Genomic DNA, 16660 nt, shown 5'->3' with positions numbered 1-16660 from the left:
CGAGGCCATGCGCCGCCGGGACTGATCGCTAGAGCAGGATCGTGCCCTTGCCATCCTTTTCCAGCGCGCGCTGGTAGGACGGGTAGGCGCGCATCTGTTGCAGGAATCTGTGCGCATTCGGATAATTCCCGGCATCCATGCCGGCCCGGTGCGCCGCCAACTCCATCGAGTATCCCATCACGATATCTGCCGCTGTCAGATTGTCACCGGCAAACCATGTACTCTTGCCAAGTGCTTTTTCGATCTCGGTCATCAACGCCTTCAGGCGCGGACCGAAGAACGCCTTGTCCAATCCGCCGACCAGCATCTTCGCCGCAGGCTTCAGGAAGAATGGCGCACGCGCTGTCATTGCCATCATCACGAATTTGTTGGTCAGCAAAGGCTGCAGGCTTCCCTGCGAGACATGAAACCAGAACAGGTAATCGGCCCGGTTCGGTGTGCCCGGCGCGGGGCGCAGGCGGCCATCATCATGCGTATCCAGGATATAGTCCATGATCGCATTCGTCTCCGACAGCGTAATGTCGCCATCGGTGATGCAGGGCGCCGTGCCCAGCTGCGAGACCGCCTTGTATTCTGCCGGGGCCAGCCGCGTGTTTGGGTCGCGGTCGTAGAGTTTGACCTCGTACGGCACGCCCAACTCCTCCAACAGCCAGAGGATGCGGATGGATTGCGACTTTTCGAGATGGTGCAGCGTGATCATGGTTTGGCCCCTCAGCCCAATATTGGCGACAGAAGGACTGTAGGGCGCGACGGCCCCACGTCCAGCCACGATTCTGCGAGGGAAACTCGAATTTCCTGTAACAATCAGAGCGTGATTTCACGCCCTTCAGCCGCAGAGCGATAGATTGCCTCAATCAGGGCCATGTCGCGAAGGCCCATTTCACCCGGCGTGAGGATCGCTGCATCCTCCCGGATCGCATCCGCCATATGGTCACACATGCGGGCAAACTGCACATCGGGATCGCCGGGCACGAGGTCTTCGCGGACACCGTCGCGCACCAGCGACATCTTATGCCCGCCATAGCCGGTTGCAGGTTCCATCATCAGCACACCGCCCTCCCCTTCGACCCGCGCAAGATTGCGGCCGGGTGTCGTGTCATAGGACGTGACCATATTGGCCACGGCTCCGGACGGGAAACGCATCTCTGTCGTCACTGTAGAGAAGATTTCTGCAAAACGCGGATCATTCGCCGGTTGCTCTGTTACGGCCTTTACAGAGACCGGCATTTCGCCGGAGAGGTACAGCGCCGACTGCAATCCGTAGATACCATAATCTTCCAGAGGACCACCCCCTGCAAGCGCCCGGACAACCCGCCAGTTTTCCGCCACGCTGGTCGGACCCATCCGATAGGTCTGAGCCGTCTCGATCGTCTTGATCTTGCCAACCGCACCCTCACGCATCAGTTCCATGGCGCGCAGGTTAAACGGCTCGAAATGGCAGCGATACGCAATCATCAGCTTCTTGCCTGACGCTTCCGAGGCCGCGATCATCAGCTCGCACTCGGCCACGGACAGGGCCATCGGCTTTTCACACAGCACATGCTTGCCTGCCGCAAAACTCTTTTCGGTCCACTCCAGATGCAGCCCCGTCGGCAGCACATTGTAAACTGCATCTACCCGGTCATCATCTGCGATCCGGTCAAAGTCTTCATACGAATAAATAGCATCGTCCGGCAGGCCATAGGCGGCGGCCACGGTCTTCGCCTTCTCCGGATTGCCGGACACAACCGCCGCAACATGGCAGCGTTCACCATTCGCCAGCGCAGGCAGGACCTTGCCAATGCCATAGCCGCCGAGCCCCATCACCGCGAAGCCGACACTGCCTGCATTGGGCGCGGATGGCGGTGTGTCAGGCAGTTCACCCCAATTAGGCCAGGGCATGCCAATCGCCTTGGCCGGGATCGCGGCGCTGCCTTCTGCGCTCGCGCAACTTGCCAGCCATGGCGCTGCTGCCAGCGTGGCGCTGCTCAGCACCATGAAACGCCTGCGTGAATGCGTGAATTCGGTCATGACAATCTCCCTGAAGGCCACAGTCTTCTGTTAGCGCTATCTCAAGAAAACCGCAGGCCGCCGAACCGGTCAAGGAAAAAGCCGAGCGGTCCGGATCACAATTGGATCACATCAAACCGGGACCTGTCTTCTTCATCAGCCGCTCGACCACCGCGCCGACATGATACTTCATCGCGTCCGGCCCCATCGGTGCCTGTCGGGCGAATTCGTCTTGTACTTCATCTGCGCGTTTTTCCGCCGCCAGCCAGGCCGATGGCTCCGGCACGATCAGGAATGTGCCGCGCGCAATCTCGTCCAACGTATGTCGCGCAACCTCGAGAGGCGGCTTGCCTTCGGCCATCACGGCGCGGGCCATGTCGCTGCGGCGCTCATCTGCCGACATACCCGTCGCAGCGGGGCTTGTATCCGGCATGTGCGTTGCCGTCAGGCCGGGGCACAGCACGCTGACACCAATCGACTCTGGCAATTCGGCGCGGAACACATCGCCCAGTGCCAGCACGCCATGCTTTGACGCCGTGTAAAACCCATTGCCCGGATGCTGCAGGCCCAGCGCGTGTTCCGACGCGGTCAGGCAGAGATGCCCGGCATGGTCCGCATCGATCATGCGTGCGGCAAACGCCCTGGCTGTCGCCCAGACGCCTTTGAGGTTGACGCCCATCGTTACGTCGAACTCCGCCTCGCTGGCCTTCATCAGCGGCCGCGCCACGCTGACCCCAGCATTGGCGAACACCAGATCCACCCCGCCCAGCCAGTTCCAGGCCTCGCCGGCCATGGCCTCGACCCCCGCCACATCGGCAACATTGCAGGCGATGGCCAGCGCGGCATCGCCGAGCCTGGCCGCATGTGCCTCGGCCGCATCCTTGTTGATGTCCACAATCACGACGCGACCGCCATCGGCCACCATCGTTTCGGCCAACGCCGCGCCGATGCCGCTTGCACCGCCCGTGATGACCGCCGTTCTGCCCTTGGTTTCCATTATCCGCCCTCCCTGGCGTTCTGACCTGTCAGCTATAGCGCGCTTCAACCTTTTCACCGGCCTTGCCAGCCTGCACCGCTTTCACGCTGGCTTCGAGGTCTGCGAGATAGGCGTCGGCCACATCGGCATGTTTGGGGCTCAGCATCAGGTGCAGGCTCGGCGGCTCTTTCGTGACCGATGTGAACCAGCCACGCCTGAAAATCTCGCCATAAATCGCGAAGGCATGGGCATCGGGATGGTGAAAGGCCATCAGGCCCAGCATCGGATTTCCGACAATCTCGAAACCGAGCCGCTTCACGCCGTCTTCCATTCGCTCCCGCGTCGCACAGACCTGCCCCTGCAACCGCTTGTACCCTTCGACGCCCAGCGTGTTCATCACGCCCCAGGCCGCGGAGATCGCCCCGCCCGGCCGCGTGCCCGCCAGCGTCGGCGTCTTCATCGGCGCGCCGCTCCAGCCCGCCATGTCGAACGGCATGTGGGCGTAAAGCTCCTCACTCCGGAACAGCACGGTGGAGGCGCCCTTGGCGCAATAGCCATATTTGTGAAGGTCGGCGCTCATCGACTGAACCGCTGGCACTTCGAAATCAAAGGCTGGCACCGGCACGCCATTCATCCGCGCGAACGGCGCGAAATATCCGCCCACACAAGCATCGACATGCAGCCAGACACCGTTCTTCACGGCCACCTCGCCCAGTGCCGCAATCGGGTCGATAATGCCGTGCGGGAAGTTCGGCGCCGAACCGACCATCATGATGGTGGCTGCATCCACCGCTTCACTCATGGCAACCGGATCGGCCTCATAAGACCCGTCCGTCTTCAGCGGCACGCGGCGGATTTCGATGTCCATCAAATGCGCCGCCTTGTCGAACGCCAGATGTGCCGATTGCGGCAGCACGACATTCTGGCCTTCGCGCGGCTTGCCCAGCGACCGGGCATAGTCGCGGGCTGTCTTCATCGCCATCGTGATCGAGTCGGTCCCGCCGGATGTCATCGCCCCGGTGGATCCGTCCGGCCCATGGAGCAAGCCCAACCCCATGCCGATGACTTCCTTTTCCATCTGCGCGAGGCTTGGAAAGGCCAGCGGCCCCAGACCGTTCTCCGCCATGTAGAGCCCATAGGCATCATGCTGGACTGCTGAAATTTCCGGCCCGGCATTGAAGACATAGACCGCCGTGCGCCCGTCGCGCCATTGCGCATCGCCCCCGCCGCGCGCAACCATTTCTGCGCGCACATCGTTCCAGTCGCGTCCCGTCTCCGGCATCTGCATGATCATTCAGCCTGTCCTCCCCTGTTGCCAGTCTTCTGGTCTGTCGCCAGCAGCCTAGAGAGATTGCCTCCCAACGCAACCGAACGCCGCCAAATGCGTTGATCCGGCACGAAGGAGATTCACATGACCGAGCAAACTGACCCCAAAACCCGCAAGCCCGATCCAGAGACAGACAATCAGGATGAACCGACCCATCACAAGAAGGTCCGTCCGGCGGGTGCAGAGAACATGGAACACCCGCCCGAAGAGTGGGACGAAGTGGACGAGGAACTCGACGAGTCGTTCCCGGCCAGCGACCCGCCTGCAAATTACTAACAGGAAATATCGAGGCGCCATGGCGGAAAAGATCGCCATGACCACAAGGGGTTAGTCACAGCGGCTAACAAGCGAGCAACAATTTTTTGCTCGCCCCTTGTGCGAAGGCCGTTGCGGGCCTCTTTTCCGGACCTTACTGTATGGGTCACAGGTTCAACCATACCAAACCGGGAACTCGCGCGCCTATGACGGACTATATCGGCTACGAAGCGCTCACCCAGGCTGCCATGCGCGGTGTTGTCCGCGAAGCCCTGCGCAAGGGCTACAACACAAATGGCCTGCCGGGTGATCATCACTTCTATCTCACCTTTCGCACCAAGGCGCCGGGCGTGAAGATTGCTGATTACCTTGTCGAACGGTTCCCAGAAGAAATGACCATCGTTATCCAGCACCAGTATTGGGACCTGGAAGTCGAAGACAGCCATTTCGAGATCATCCTGAAATTCTCGGGCGTGCCACAGCACCTGCACATTCCCTATGCCGCGATCACGCGCTTCGTTGACCCGTCTGTGAACTTCGGACTGACCTTCGAATCGCCGGACAAGGACGCGTCGGTCATCTCGCCGGCGGGGGAAGCCACTGCCGCTGATGTGCCGCCCGTCGAGGCCGAGGAAGAGCCCGGTACGGTCGTAAATCTCGACGCTTTCCGCCGGAAATAGGCCGCGCCCGATCTGATGGTAGATACCAAAAAACCCCGCGTCTCGGACGCCGACATGCTCGCGCGTTTCCAGAATTCCAAGAAGCGCCCACCCTGCTCCGATACGCTCGGTATGCGCTTGGCTGAAGTCGAACAGGATGCTCAGCGCATTCGGATGGATTTCGACGTCTCCCCCAGCTTTGCCAACCCGACCGGTGCGGTTCAGGGCGGCTTCATCTCCGCCATGATGGACGAGGCGATGAGCACCTGCGTCATCATAGCTTCCAACATCACGATGACCGCGCCGACGCTCGAAATGAAGACCAGCTATCTACGCCGCCTGATGCCAGGCAAGGCCAGCGTGGAGGCCCGTATCCTGAAACTCGGCAAATCGGCCGCCTTCATGGAAGCGGAATGCTTTGACGCGGACGGTCACCTCGTGGCCAAGGCCACTGCCACCGCCATTCCGATGCTGTTCAAACGGCTCGGCTGATGACGTTTGACAAGCGTGCCTATTGGCAGGACCTGCTGACCAACACGACCCCGCCCGAAGCCACGGCCTTTTTGGGTTTTGAACTGATCGCCTTTGATCCGGACGCTGGCTGGGTCGATGCCGCCTTTACCCTGCCGGTACAGGCCACCAACCCCGGCGGTGACGCGCAGGGCGGCTTCGTATCGGCTATGCTGGACGAAGTGATGAGCCTTGCCGGATCTATCGTGCAGGACGGACCTGCCATGTCACCAACCCTGCAAATGACGACCAGCTATATTCGCCCGGTCCAGGTCGGCCAGCGATTGATTGGGCGCGGCGAGTGTGTGCGCCGCGGACGTGCCGGTATTTTCACACAGGGCTTCCTGCGCCGCGAAGATGGCACCTTGCTCGCGCAAGCCACGGCCAGCTGTATCCCGCGCGCCATGCCTGCAGGCACATAAGTGTTATGCCGGACCAATTGCCGGCCTGAAGGTTGATCCCGCCAGCATAATCGTTATCTGATAATGAGAATAATTCTCGATACAGGTATGCCGCTCATGTCCTCACCGAATTTCGCCGAAGCCATTGTCCTGCGCCGCGAGCAATTGACCCCGCACATGGTCCGACTCACCTTCCAATCCGAATTCGCGGCTGACTTCTCGCCCGGCGCGCCGGGGGGCTATCTGAAAATCCTCGCCCCGGCACCCGGAGAAATCGGCCCGCCGCCATTGGACTTGCAGACCGCCAAGCGCGCCATGCGCACCTACACGCTGCGCCATGTGCGACCAGCTGAAAATGAGTTCGACGTGGATTTTGTCGTGCATGGCGATGAAGGCATTGCAGGCCCCTGGGCCAGGCTGGCCAAGGGCGGCGACCGCATTCTGGTCTCCCGCCCCGGCGCATTGAAATTTTCCACCGAGGGGGCGGACTGGTACCTCTTTGTTGCGGACCTTTCCTCCATCCCCGCCGCTGCGGTAGAGCTTGAAGCGCTCCCCTCTGATGCCATCGGTGACGCCTTCTTTGAAATCCCCAGCGACAAGGACCGGCAACCTATCCGTACACCAACGGGTATCCGCATGCACTGGATCATAAAAGCCGACCCGCACGCACCCAGCGAAGCGCTGATACAGGCGGTGCAGACCCTCGACTGGCGCAGCGGGGAGCCGAGCGTCTTCGTTGCCGGCGAATTCGCCCTCGCAGGCGCGCTACGCACCTATTTCCGTAAACAGAAGCCGACCCGGAAAGACCTGACTTATGTCAGCTCCTACTGGAAACTCGGCCTGATCGAACCGGAACACAAAGCCTTCAAGGCGCAGGCGGCCTAAGCCGACTCCATCGCTTTCACCTGAACCTGTATCGGTCGCGAATTGCCCTTGCCGTAGAGATTCACTTTCAACTTCGAGATCGCATGGACGAGCGCGTTCGGCCCGTATTTGATGTCGCCGGTGAATTCGATGTTCGGGAAACGCTGGAAGATCTGCTCATAGGCAACGCGCAGCTGCATCTGTGCCACGCGCGAACCGAGGCATTTGTGAATGCCGTGCCCAAAGGCGATATGCTTGTCGACATTGTCACGCATCATGTCGAACCTGTCCGGGTCCGGAAAGACGTCCGGATCGCGATTGCCTGCCCCATACCACATGACGACTTTCTCATCCTTGGCGATGATCTGGCCGTTGAGTTCTGTCTCTTCCAGCGCGGTGCGGCGCATATGCTTCACCGGCGAAACCATGCGCAAGGCCTCTTCCGACATGCGCGGAATGAGAGACGGATCGTCCAGCACCATTGCGCGCTGGTCCGGCCATTCGGTCATCAGCTTGATCGTACCCGACAGCGAGTTCCGCGTCGTGTCATTGCCGGCGAAGATGATCAGCAACCAGGAGCCATCCAGGTATTCCTGCGGCAATTGTTCATCATCCAGCTTTGAATGCGCGATCATGGTCAACAGGTCATGGCGCGGATTGGCCCGGCGGTCAGCCATGACACGTGCGCCATAGGCAAACATCTCTTCGACCACTTTCTTGAACCGTAGCGGAAACAGCGGCTCGCTGAGGAAGGTCCGGAACGGGTTCGTCATGAACTGGCTCGCCATTTCCAGATAGTGCATCCAGTAGACGATTTTCTGGCGGTCTTCCTCGTCCACGCCCAGCATTTCGCACAGCGTATAGAGCGGCAACTGGTTGGAGAAGAATTTGACGAAATCCAGCTCAGGCCCGTTCGCCTCCAGATCATCGAGCAGCGACTCGACCTTCATGCTGACCTTCTCGCGCAGCTCTTTGACATAGGCCGGAATGAAGAAGTCTTTTTGCTGGATCCGCATCTGCATGTGGCGCGGCTCGTCCATCGAAATCAGATTGTCCATCGCCGCGCGGATCAGGACTTCGGGCCGCCAATGCTCACGCGGTGGCACGGCCATATTGATACCGCCCCGCTCGGACGAAAAGATTGCCGGGTTCAACTCGACTGTCTTGATGTCTTCATATCTCGTAACCGACCAGAATCCGCTGCCGCCCCGGCCCATTTTCGACCACATGACCGGCGCCTCGCTGCGCATTCGCGCATACAGGTCATGAGGGTGGCCCCGCGTCCAGGAATTGGGATTCCAAAGCTCGAAGTCGGTTTCCAGCATGGGATATGCGCTGGCGTGTACCGGCATATCCGCGCCGGTATCTTCCAGGATGTGATCGCTGACGAGTTGAGTCATTACAAGCTCCGTAAGGCCGTCACTGAAGTTGACGCAGTTGCGCGTCAAGGCAAGCGACAAGGGGTTACACAATCATTTAGCCTGCGCTCTCCCTACGACATTCAAGGGGAAAATAGACATCCGAGCCTCCTGGCCCTCAACGCCTTCCCGCAGGGTCACCCACGATTTCAGCGCAAATCCATGATAGGCTTCGTTCATATGATCCGGCGCAAAGACCGGACAGGGAGGAAAACATGGCCGATGATCCGGGCACACCGCGCGTGCCGCAATCCGTGCTGGAAGTGACCGCTTTCTCACCCGACGCCCGCAACGACCCTCACCCGCCACTGGAGGCCCTGCGCCATAATTGCCCCGTACTGCGTGACGAGATGGCCAAGACCTGGTTTCTGACGCGCTATGCCGACATTCGCGAAACGGTGAATGATCGCAGCTTTGTCCGCCATCCCCTGAATGCCGAGGAAGGCTCCATCTCACGCCAGCTGGTCGAGGACGAGGACCAGCCCCGCCGCACCTCCATCCTCTTCCTTGACGATCCCGACCATGCCCGCGTGCGGCCCCCACTGGCCAAGGCATTCTACACGCGCATCCAGAAGATGAAGCCTCAGATCGAGGCCATCATCGACGACACGATCAACGCCGCGCCCGCGTCCGGCACTTTCGACCTGATGTCAGAGATTGCCGTGCCGATTCCGGTCCTTGTCATCGCGCGCATCCTCGGCGTGGATGAAGACCGCCTTCCCGATTTCCGGCAATGGTCAGAAGACGTAATCCTCAGCCTGAACCCTGTGCGGACACCTGAAGAAACCGCCCGGATGGAACAAGGCAGTCACGCGCTGGATGCCTATTTTACCGAATTGATGGAAGCCCGCCGCAAAGTGCCGGGCGATGATCTCATCACCGATATGGTCCAGCTGCAGGCCAGCGGTGATGCTCCGCTGTCGGATGATGAAATTCGCATCAATCTGGGCGCGCTTCTGGTCGGCGGCAACCTCACCACGACCGACCTGATCGGAAATGGCGTCTGGTTGTTCCTGAACCATCCCGAGCAACTCGCCGCACTGAAATCCAATCCCGCCCTTGCCGGACAGGCGGTGGAGGAAGTCCTGCGCTTCGAGGCCCCCGTCTCGGCCACATCCCGGATCGTTGAGGCCGACAGGACGGTTGCCGGCTGTCCGATGAAGGCACATCAGGTCGTCTTCTGCTCACTCGCTTCGGCCAATCGGGATGAGACCCTGTTCGAAAATTCGGGCGTATTCGACATCACGCAGAAACGCGCCAGCCATGTTGCCTTCGGCGGTGGACCCCACATCTGCATCGGCGCGCCGCTTGCCCGCATGGAGGCCCGGCGTATCTTCGAAAAACTCTTCGCGCGCTATCCAGACCTGTCCCTGCCCCCGCAAGACCTCGTCTGGCGCGCGCTGCCCTTCTTCCGCGGCCTCGAACGGCTCGACGTGAAANNGGTTAACTTCACCCCGTGTCTCCGGCGCATGCCGGAGCCTCCCGCGGCTGGCTTCCAGCAGGAACCGCATGAGACCCTAGCATGCGCCGGGGATACGGATATTTGAGGCTTGCCCTCACATGCGTACCCTTTATGGCGCCGACTGCAAAAACGTGCCATACGGGGCAAAATCTTCCCGCGGCGCGCATGAAAGCTGCGCCAGCGCCCCAGAAAGCCCTACCAAATGACCGATACCCCTTCTATCCCATCGGCGCTCGCCGAGGCCCTCGCACAGCGTGGCTACGAGACGCTCACCCCCGTCCAGTCCTCTGTCATTGAAGCAGAACTCGACGGCAAGGACCTCCTCGTCTCCGCCCAGACCGGCTCAGGCAAAACCGTTGCTTTCGGCCTCGCCATGGCTGGCGACCTGCTCGCCGGGGCAGACCGCTTCGAGAAATCCGATACGCCGCTGGCCGTCATCGTCGCGCCAACCCGCGAGCTTGCCCAACAGGTCGCTCGCGAACTGGAATGGCTCTATGCCAAGTCCGGCGCCCGCATGGCCACCTGCGTCGGCGGCATGGACATGCGCGAGGAGCGCCGCACGCTTGCCCGCGGTGCGCACATCGTCGTCGGCACACCCGGCCGCCTGTCAGACCATATCCGTCGCGGCTCGCTGGATGCCTCGAACGTCCGCGTTGTCGTGCTGGACGAGGCCGACGAAATGCTCGACATGGGCTTCCGCGAGGAACTCGAACACATTCTCGAAGGCACGCCGGAAACCCGCCGCACGCTGATGTTCTCGGCCACCGTGCCCAAGGGCATCGCCGCCCTTGCTGCGCGCTACCAGAAGGATGCGATGCGCATCACCACGGCCGCTGAACAGCAACAGCATGTCGATATTGAATACCGCGCCCTGCTCGTCGCCCCCGGCGACGAAGAGAACGCCATCGTCAACATTGTCCGCCATTCCGACAGCGAGACCGCCATTGTGTTCTGCACGACGCGCGCCGCCGTCAACAAGCTGATCAGCCGCATGGGCAATCGCGGCTTCCCGGTGGTCGCCCTGTCGGGTGAGCTGAGCCAGAAGGAACGCGGCAACGCGCTTCAGGCCCTGCGCGATGGCCGTGCCCGCGTCTGTATCGCCACAGACGTCGCCGCCCGCGGCCTTGATCTCCAGAACCTCGGCCTCGTCATCCATGCAGACCTGCCGCGCGATCCGGCCACCCTGCTCCACCGTTCGGGCCGCACCGGCCGGGCTGGCCGCAAGGGCGTCAGCGCCCTGCTGGTCGCCCCGCGTGCCCGCCGCCGCGTCGAGCGCCTGCTGCGTGATGCCAAGATCGAAGCCAGCTGGGGAAAACCGCCGTCTGCGGACGAAATCAACGCGCTCGATGATGCCCGCCTGATGGCCGACCCGATCTTTACCGAAGATTCCAGCGCCAATGAGGCCGAACTCGCCCGTACGCTGATCGACACTTACGGCGCCGAACAGGTTGCCGCCGCATTCGTGCGTCGCCACCGCGCCGGGCGCACCGCGCCGGAAGACCTGCGCGATGTCGATGACCGCGCCCCGTCCCGTGATCGCAGCGAACGCTCTGATCGCCGCGACCGCGACGACCGCCCGCCCCGCGAAAAGCGTGAGCGCCAGGACCGCAAGGGCTTTGACGACGCGACATGGATCGGCATCAATGTCGGTCGCAAGAAAAACGCCGAGCCGCGCTGGCTTCTGCCCATGCTGTGCAAGGCCGGGGGCCTTGGCCGTGATGATATCGGCGCCATCCGCATCAATCCGGCCGACACGCATGTCGAGCTGAAGCCCGACGCCGCCAAACGCCTGTTCGAGGTGATCGGCAATGATGGCATGCTGGAAAAAGGCCTGCGCGCCTTTGCGCTGGATGGCCCGCCGCCTGCCCAGCCGCCGCGCCAAGATTATGCCCCCTCCCGCGAACGCACGCCCGGCAAGCCGCCGCGCAAACCGCACCTGAACAAGAAGCCCAAACCCGCCGCCGCGGCGCCGGAGAAGGCCTTCGACCCGCTGACCGACTACATCCAGGACGACCGCCCCGCCGGCAAGCCCCGCAAGGACAAGCCGCACGCACACGGCAAAGGCAAGCCCGGCGGCGGCGACAAGACCTATAAGCGTCCCAAGCCGCAGGGTGGCAAGAAACCCTTCAAGAAGGGCCCGAAAAAGCCCCGGGACTGACACTCCAGCACGGTCAGAGATTGACGCTCCGCCCCGGACCCCGCACACCCCTGCAGGAAACCCGAAGCGGAGCGCCCCATGACTGACCACATCACCCAGAGCCTCGAAAATCGCGTCCTGACGCTCACCATCAACCGGCCCGAGCGCAAGAATGCGCTCACCCAGGCCATGTATGGCGCGCTGGCCGATGCCATCAACGCTGCCAATGATGACAAGGCCATCCGCGCCATCATCATCACCGGCGAAGGCGACATGTTCACCGCGGGCAACGACCTGACCGACTTTGCCTCCGATTCCGAGCGCTCCTCTGGCGAACCGCCGGTTACACGCTTCCTGAATGGTATCCGCGACGCCGAGACGCCGCTGATCGCTGCCGTCAACGGCCCCGCCGTGGGCGTTGGCCTGACCATGCTGCTGCATTGCGACATCGCCTATGCGGCCGAGAGCGCCAATTTCCGCGCGCCCTTTACCGCGCTTGGCCTCGTGCCGGAGGCAGGCTCCTCGCTGCTGCTGCCGCTGTCTGTGGGCAATTCCATGGCCAATGACATCCTGCTCGCCGGCCGCATCCTGTCGGCCCAGGAGGCGCTCGATTGCGGCCTCGTCTCGCGCGTCGAGCCGGACACGGGCCTGATGTCGGCCGCGCTTGCCACGGCTGAGCGCATCGCCATTGCCGCCCCGACCGCCATTCGCCGCTCCAAGGCGCTGATCCGCATGAATCGCGACGCCGTGAAGGACCGTATGGAAGCCGAAGGCAAAGCCTTTGCCGAACAGCTCAAATCCCCGGACTTCGCCGAAGCCGCCGCCGCCTTCATGCAGAAGCGCAAGCCGGTGTTTCAGGACTGATCCAGATAATTTTCATCCTCTGAAATGTCTGCCAAAAGGCCCGGAATCGCCCCTGATTCCGGGCCTTTTTGATGGTTTTCTGACCCGGTCTTCCGCAGGCGGAAGCCCTGCCCATCGAACGCCCCTGCAACACCCTGTATTTGCAGGCTTTTTGCGGCTGCAAAATCCCCTCCCCATCTGTGGCCTTTACCCCCCAAACCCCCTATAAACAAAGGTGAATTTACGAATCGATGAGGACGCCTAAATGGCCGAAAGCACGCAAGCTGAAAATCCGGAATATGGCGCTGGCTCGATCAAGGTCCTGAAGGGCCTCGAAGCGGTCCGCAAACGCCCCGGCATGTACATCGGTGACACCGATGACGGTTCGGGCCTGCACCACATGATCTACGAGGTCGTGGACAACGCCATCGATGAAGCGCTTGCCGGCCATGCAGACCGCGTCACGGTCACCCTCTTCCCCGACGGCTCGGCTGAAATCACCGATAATGGCCGCGGCATCCCCGTTGGCATGCACCCCACAGAGGGCGCCTCAGCCGCCGAAGTCATCATGACCCAGCTGCATGCGGGCGGGAAGTTCGACCAGAACTCCTACAAGGTTTCCGGCGGCCTGCACGGCGTCGGCGTTTCGGTTGTGAACGCCCTGTCGGACTGGCTGGAACTGACCATCCACCGCGAAGGCAATGAACATTGGGTCCGCTTTGTCGAGGGCGGCCGCGTCGAGGCGCCGCTGGTCACGCGCGGCCCCTCCCCGATGACCGACAAGGGCAAGCCCTATACCGGCACGGCCGTGCGCTTCCTGGCCTCCGCCAGCACGTTCACGATGACCGATTACGACCGCAAGACGCTGGAGCACCGCCTGCGCGAGCTGGCCTTCCTGAACAGCGGCGTCCACATCATCTTCCGCGACGAGCGCGACGCCGAGCCCTATGAGATCGATCTGATGTACGAGGGCGGCGTGAAAGCGTTCGTCGAGCATCTCGACAAGACCAAGACCAAGCTGATCCCCGAGCCCGTCTACGCCATCGGCGAGAAGGACGGCATCACGGTCGAGGTCGCGATGGAGTGGAATGACAGCTACCACGAGAACGTGCTCTGCTTCACCAACAACATCCCCCAGCGCGATGGCGGCACCCACCTTGCGGGCTTCCGCGGCGCGCTGACCCGCCTGATCAACAAATACGCCAACGAAACCGGCATCGCCAAGAAGTCCAAGGTCGAGATTTCCGGCGATGATGCACGCGAAGGCCTGACCTGCGTGCTCAGCGTGAAAGTGCCGGACCCGAAATTCTCATCCCAGACAAAAGACAAGCTGGTCTCCTCCGAGGTCCGCCCGGTGGTCGAAAGCCTGATGGGCGAGAAACTGGCAGAATGGTTCGAGGAGCATCCGAAGGAAGCTCAGGAAATCATGATGAAGATCGTCGAGGCAGCCGCTGCGCGCGAAGCCGCCCGCAAGGCGCGCGAGCTGACCCGCCGCAAGTCTGCGCTCGACATCACCTCCCTGCCCGGCAAGCTGGCCGACTGTCAGGAAAAAGACCCGGCGAAATCCGAACTCTTCATCGTCGAGGGTGATTCTGCTGGTGGCTCTGCCAAGCAGGGCCGCAGCCGTGACAACCAGGCCATCCTGCCCCTGCGCGGCAAGATCCTGAACGTGGAACGCGCCCGCTTTGACAAGATGCTGTCATCTGACCAGGTCGGCACACTGATCATGGCGCTCGGCGCGGGCATTGGCCGGGACGAGTTCAACATCGAGAAACTGCGCTATCACAAGATCATCATCATGACCGATGCTGATGTCGACGGCGCGCACATCCGCACCCTGCTGCTGACCTTCTTCTATCGTCAGATGCCGGAGCTGATCGAGAAGGGCTATCTCTACATCGCCCAGCCACCGCTCTACAAGGTGACGCGCGGCCGTTCGGAACGCTATCTCAAGGATGATGCCGAGTTGGATTCCTACCTGATCGACGAAGGCACGAGCGGCGAAGCCCTGATCCTGCCGGACGGCACCCAGATTGCGGGCGAAGACCTGCGCGATCGCGTGCGCGCGGCCTCCAACTTCAAGGCAAACCTAGCCCGGCTCGCCCTGCGCGCCCCGGCTGACCTGCTGGAACAGGCTGCCATGGCGGGCGCAATGACCGCGGGTGCCGGCGCCGCCGAAGCCGAGAAGACCGCCGAACGCCTCAACCGCTTTGCGGAAGAAGGCGAAGACAATTGGGCTGGCCGGTTTGCCGAAGGCGCGCTGGTCCTGCAGCGCACCGTGCGCGGCGTTGAAGAGAATGCCATCTTGCCTGCGCCCCTGCTGGCCAGCCAGGACGCGATCCGCCTGGCCGAGCGCGCGGCGACGCTGAAAGACCTCTATGAAGAGCCGCTCGTCCTGCGCCGCGAAAAAGGCGGAGACATTACCGTCCACGGACCATGCGCCCTGTTCCAGGCCGTACTCGACTCCGGCCGCGACGGCATCAAGATCCAGCGCTATAAGGGCCTCGGCGAGATGAACGCCGACCAACTCTGGGAAACCACGCTCGACTCCAACGCCCGCACCCTCCTCCAGGTCAAGGTCGACCATATGGAAGAAGCCGACGAAATGTTCACCAAACTGATGGGCGACGTCGTGGAACCACGGCGTGAGTTCATCGAGGAATTCGCGCTGGAAGCCGAGGTGGATGTCTAATCAGTAGTCCTGACGATCTGAAGCACACCATCGACAACAACTAACGCTGCATCGACGTTTGTTGGCAGTACGTTGGTCGAGAATAGCTTGTCGCTTTCTCGTGCATTCCTGTCATCATTTTGATCCGCTTGGATCTTCTTCAGTTCGTTTTTGACTACGCGAAGCCCTTTTGACCCAAACCCATCGAACACCTCTTTAACTATAAAGAGTGCAATCAGTTTACGACATTCAGAATCGTCACGAAAATTCCACGAGATAACAGTCGTATCCTTCAAATCTAGTGAAGGAATACAGCACACATAGTATTTTTTGGGCAGTTTAACCGGCAGAAACCGTTCACATATCTCTATACGGCACGTCCATACAATGCCAAGGGCGGTCACAATCTGCCATGCCGAACCCTCAATTTCTTGAATATCCGAAATCCACTGCTCACGACGTTCGTCCTTAACATGGTACGGCAAATTACTTGTAGCGAACTCGATAGCAGTTTCCGATATCCACAACGCACGCTCTAGTACTAAAGCGACCGCAAATGAGCATAAAAGCGATATAACCGCAGCGATAATCATTAGCCATCCTCCACCGGAGCATTGTGGCGCGACGGGCTGGATTTAATCGCGATCCCGTGCTCCTGCAAAATTTGGCTCGCTCGATGCACTCCGTCAGCCGTCATCTTGTAAAGCCTTTTCCGGGGGCGCTTCACCACCGAGGGATCCACATCCTCCCAGCGGCTACTCAATAGGCCATAAGTCGCCAACCTATCTAACAACGGATACAGGGTCCCAGATAGGATGCGCTTAGAATTGATAATGTCAGCGCCCGATACCGGCTCAGGGTGCTTCTCCAGCAAAAATGACAAGACCTTTAGCGTCTGCCCCGTAACGCGAATGGTATGCTGCTCCATTGCCATTATTGACCTTCTACATAGCTAAGTGGTAAATCTACATAGGTGGTGCAATCTGTCAACCTCCGTTGAAAAGGATGTCTGGCACCCAAGCGCCCACACGCCGCCTCCCCGGGCCTGACCCGGGGCCTCCCGAGGCAACTCCGGAAAGCCGGCCGCACGGGGCTCCGGGTCGAGCCCGGAGATGCGGCGGGGGCGAGCCGGGAACCCATCCCGCCCT

At 61.2% G+C, this 16660-nt stretch carries 16 protein-coding genes; 9 read left to right on the top strand and 7 right to left on the bottom strand.

Features of this window, described 5'->3' with window-relative positions:
- Positions 1–28 precede the first annotated feature (28 nt).
- The 4 genes from B2P82_RS06200 to B2P82_RS06185 form a co-directional block, all read right to left on the bottom strand.
- Positions 29–700 (bottom strand): glutathione S-transferase family protein, encoded by a 672-nt coding sequence (locus B2P82_RS06200; RefSeq protein ID WP_290496067.1) that lies wholly within the window; start codon positions 698–700, stop codon positions 29–31.
- A gap of 104 nt (positions 701–804) precedes the next feature.
- On the bottom strand, positions 805–2010 hold the full coding sequence (locus B2P82_RS06195; protein WP_290495836.1) for a Gfo/Idh/MocA family protein: 1206 nt from the start codon (positions 2008–2010) through the stop codon (positions 805–807).
- 106 nt (positions 2011–2116) lie between these two features.
- Positions 2117–2986 carry an SDR family oxidoreductase gene (locus B2P82_RS06190; protein ID WP_290495834.1) on the bottom strand — a complete coding sequence of 290 codons (870 nt, stop codon included), beginning with the start codon at positions 2984–2986 and terminating at the stop codon, positions 2117–2119.
- Positions 2987–3014: 28 nt separating this feature from the next.
- A complete protein-coding gene (locus B2P82_RS06185) occupies positions 3015–4259 on the bottom strand; it encodes a pyridoxal phosphate-dependent decarboxylase family protein (protein ID WP_290495831.1) in 1245 nt (414 codons plus the stop codon).
- A 117-nt stretch (positions 4260–4376) separates the two neighbouring features.
- Here B2P82_RS06185 and B2P82_RS06180 point away from each other — a divergent pair, with 117 nt between their 5' ends.
- The 5 genes from B2P82_RS06180 (at position 4377) to B2P82_RS06160 (ending at position 7002) form a co-directional block, all read left to right on the top strand.
- A complete protein-coding gene (locus B2P82_RS06180; protein WP_290495829.1) occupies positions 4377–4568 on the top strand; it encodes a hypothetical protein in 192 nt (63 codons plus the stop codon).
- Between the two features lie 185 nt (positions 4569–4753).
- Positions 4754–5227, top strand: a complete 474-nt coding sequence (locus B2P82_RS06175; protein WP_290495827.1) for an SspB family protein — start codon at positions 4754–4756, stop codon at positions 5225–5227.
- Between the two features lie 15 nt (positions 5228–5242).
- Positions 5243–5698: a PaaI family thioesterase gene (locus B2P82_RS06170; protein ID WP_290495825.1), complete on the top strand. Its 456-nt coding sequence runs from the start codon at positions 5243–5245 to the stop codon at positions 5696–5698.
- A complete protein-coding gene (locus B2P82_RS06165) occupies positions 5698–6138 on the top strand; it encodes a PaaI family thioesterase (RefSeq protein WP_290495821.1) in 441 nt (146 codons plus the stop codon). The genes B2P82_RS06170 and B2P82_RS06165 overlap by 1 nt, the downstream gene beginning before the upstream one ends.
- Before the next feature lie 96 nt (positions 6139–6234).
- Entirely contained in the window at positions 6235–7002 is a 768-nt protein-coding gene (locus tag B2P82_RS06160) for a siderophore-interacting protein (protein WP_290495818.1), read from the top strand.
- Here the strand turns inward: B2P82_RS06160 and B2P82_RS06155 are convergent.
- Complete coding sequence (locus B2P82_RS06155; protein WP_290495816.1) at positions 6999–8381, bottom strand: cytochrome P450; 1383 nt, start codon at positions 8379–8381, stop codon at positions 6999–7001. The genes B2P82_RS06160 and B2P82_RS06155 overlap by 4 nt on opposite strands.
- Before the next feature lie 233 nt (positions 8382–8614).
- Between B2P82_RS06155 and B2P82_RS06150 the strand changes: the two genes are divergently transcribed.
- The 4 genes from B2P82_RS06150 (at position 8615) to gyrB (ending at position 15533) form a co-directional block, all read left to right on the top strand.
- Entirely contained in the window at positions 8615–9946 is a 1332-nt protein-coding gene (locus B2P82_RS06150; protein ID WP_290495815.1) for a cytochrome P450, read from the top strand.
- A gap of 117 nt (positions 9947–10063) precedes the next feature.
- Positions 10064–12019: a DEAD/DEAH box helicase gene (locus tag B2P82_RS06145; RefSeq protein ID WP_290495813.1), complete on the top strand. Its 1956-nt coding sequence runs from the start codon at positions 10064–10066 to the stop codon at positions 12017–12019.
- Between the two features lie 78 nt (positions 12020–12097).
- Complete coding sequence (locus B2P82_RS06140) at positions 12098–12862, top strand: enoyl-CoA hydratase (RefSeq protein ID WP_206991223.1); 765 nt, start codon at positions 12098–12100, stop codon at positions 12860–12862.
- Positions 12863–13106: 244 nt separating this feature from the next.
- Positions 13107–15533, top strand: coding sequence for a DNA topoisomerase (ATP-hydrolyzing) subunit B (gene gyrB, locus B2P82_RS06135; RefSeq protein WP_290495811.1), 2427 nt, complete (start codon positions 13107–13109; stop codon positions 15531–15533).
- On the opposite strand, the gene B2P82_RS06130 is transcribed toward gyrB, so the two are convergent.
- Together B2P82_RS06130 and B2P82_RS17035 are read right to left on the bottom strand one after the other, a co-directional pair.
- Positions 15530–16105 (bottom strand): hypothetical protein, encoded by a 576-nt coding sequence (locus tag B2P82_RS06130; RefSeq protein WP_290495809.1) that lies wholly within the window; start codon positions 16103–16105, stop codon positions 15530–15532. The two genes, gyrB and B2P82_RS06130, sit on opposite strands and share 4 nt — an antisense overlap.
- Positions 16105–16440 carry a PadR family transcriptional regulator gene (locus tag B2P82_RS17035; protein WP_414652017.1) on the bottom strand — a complete coding sequence of 112 codons (336 nt, stop codon included), beginning with the start codon at positions 16438–16440 and terminating at the stop codon, positions 16105–16107. Before B2P82_RS17035 ends, B2P82_RS06130 begins: the two co-directional genes overlap by 1 nt.
- Between the last annotated feature and the right edge of the window lie 220 nt (positions 16441–16660).

Source organism: Hyphomonas sp. UBA4494, from assembly GCF_002388935.1.
In the GTDB taxonomy this organism is placed as follows: Bacteria; Pseudomonadota; Alphaproteobacteria; order Caulobacterales; family Hyphomonadaceae; genus Hyphomonas.
This window is presented reverse-complemented; position numbering and strand designations above follow the sequence as displayed.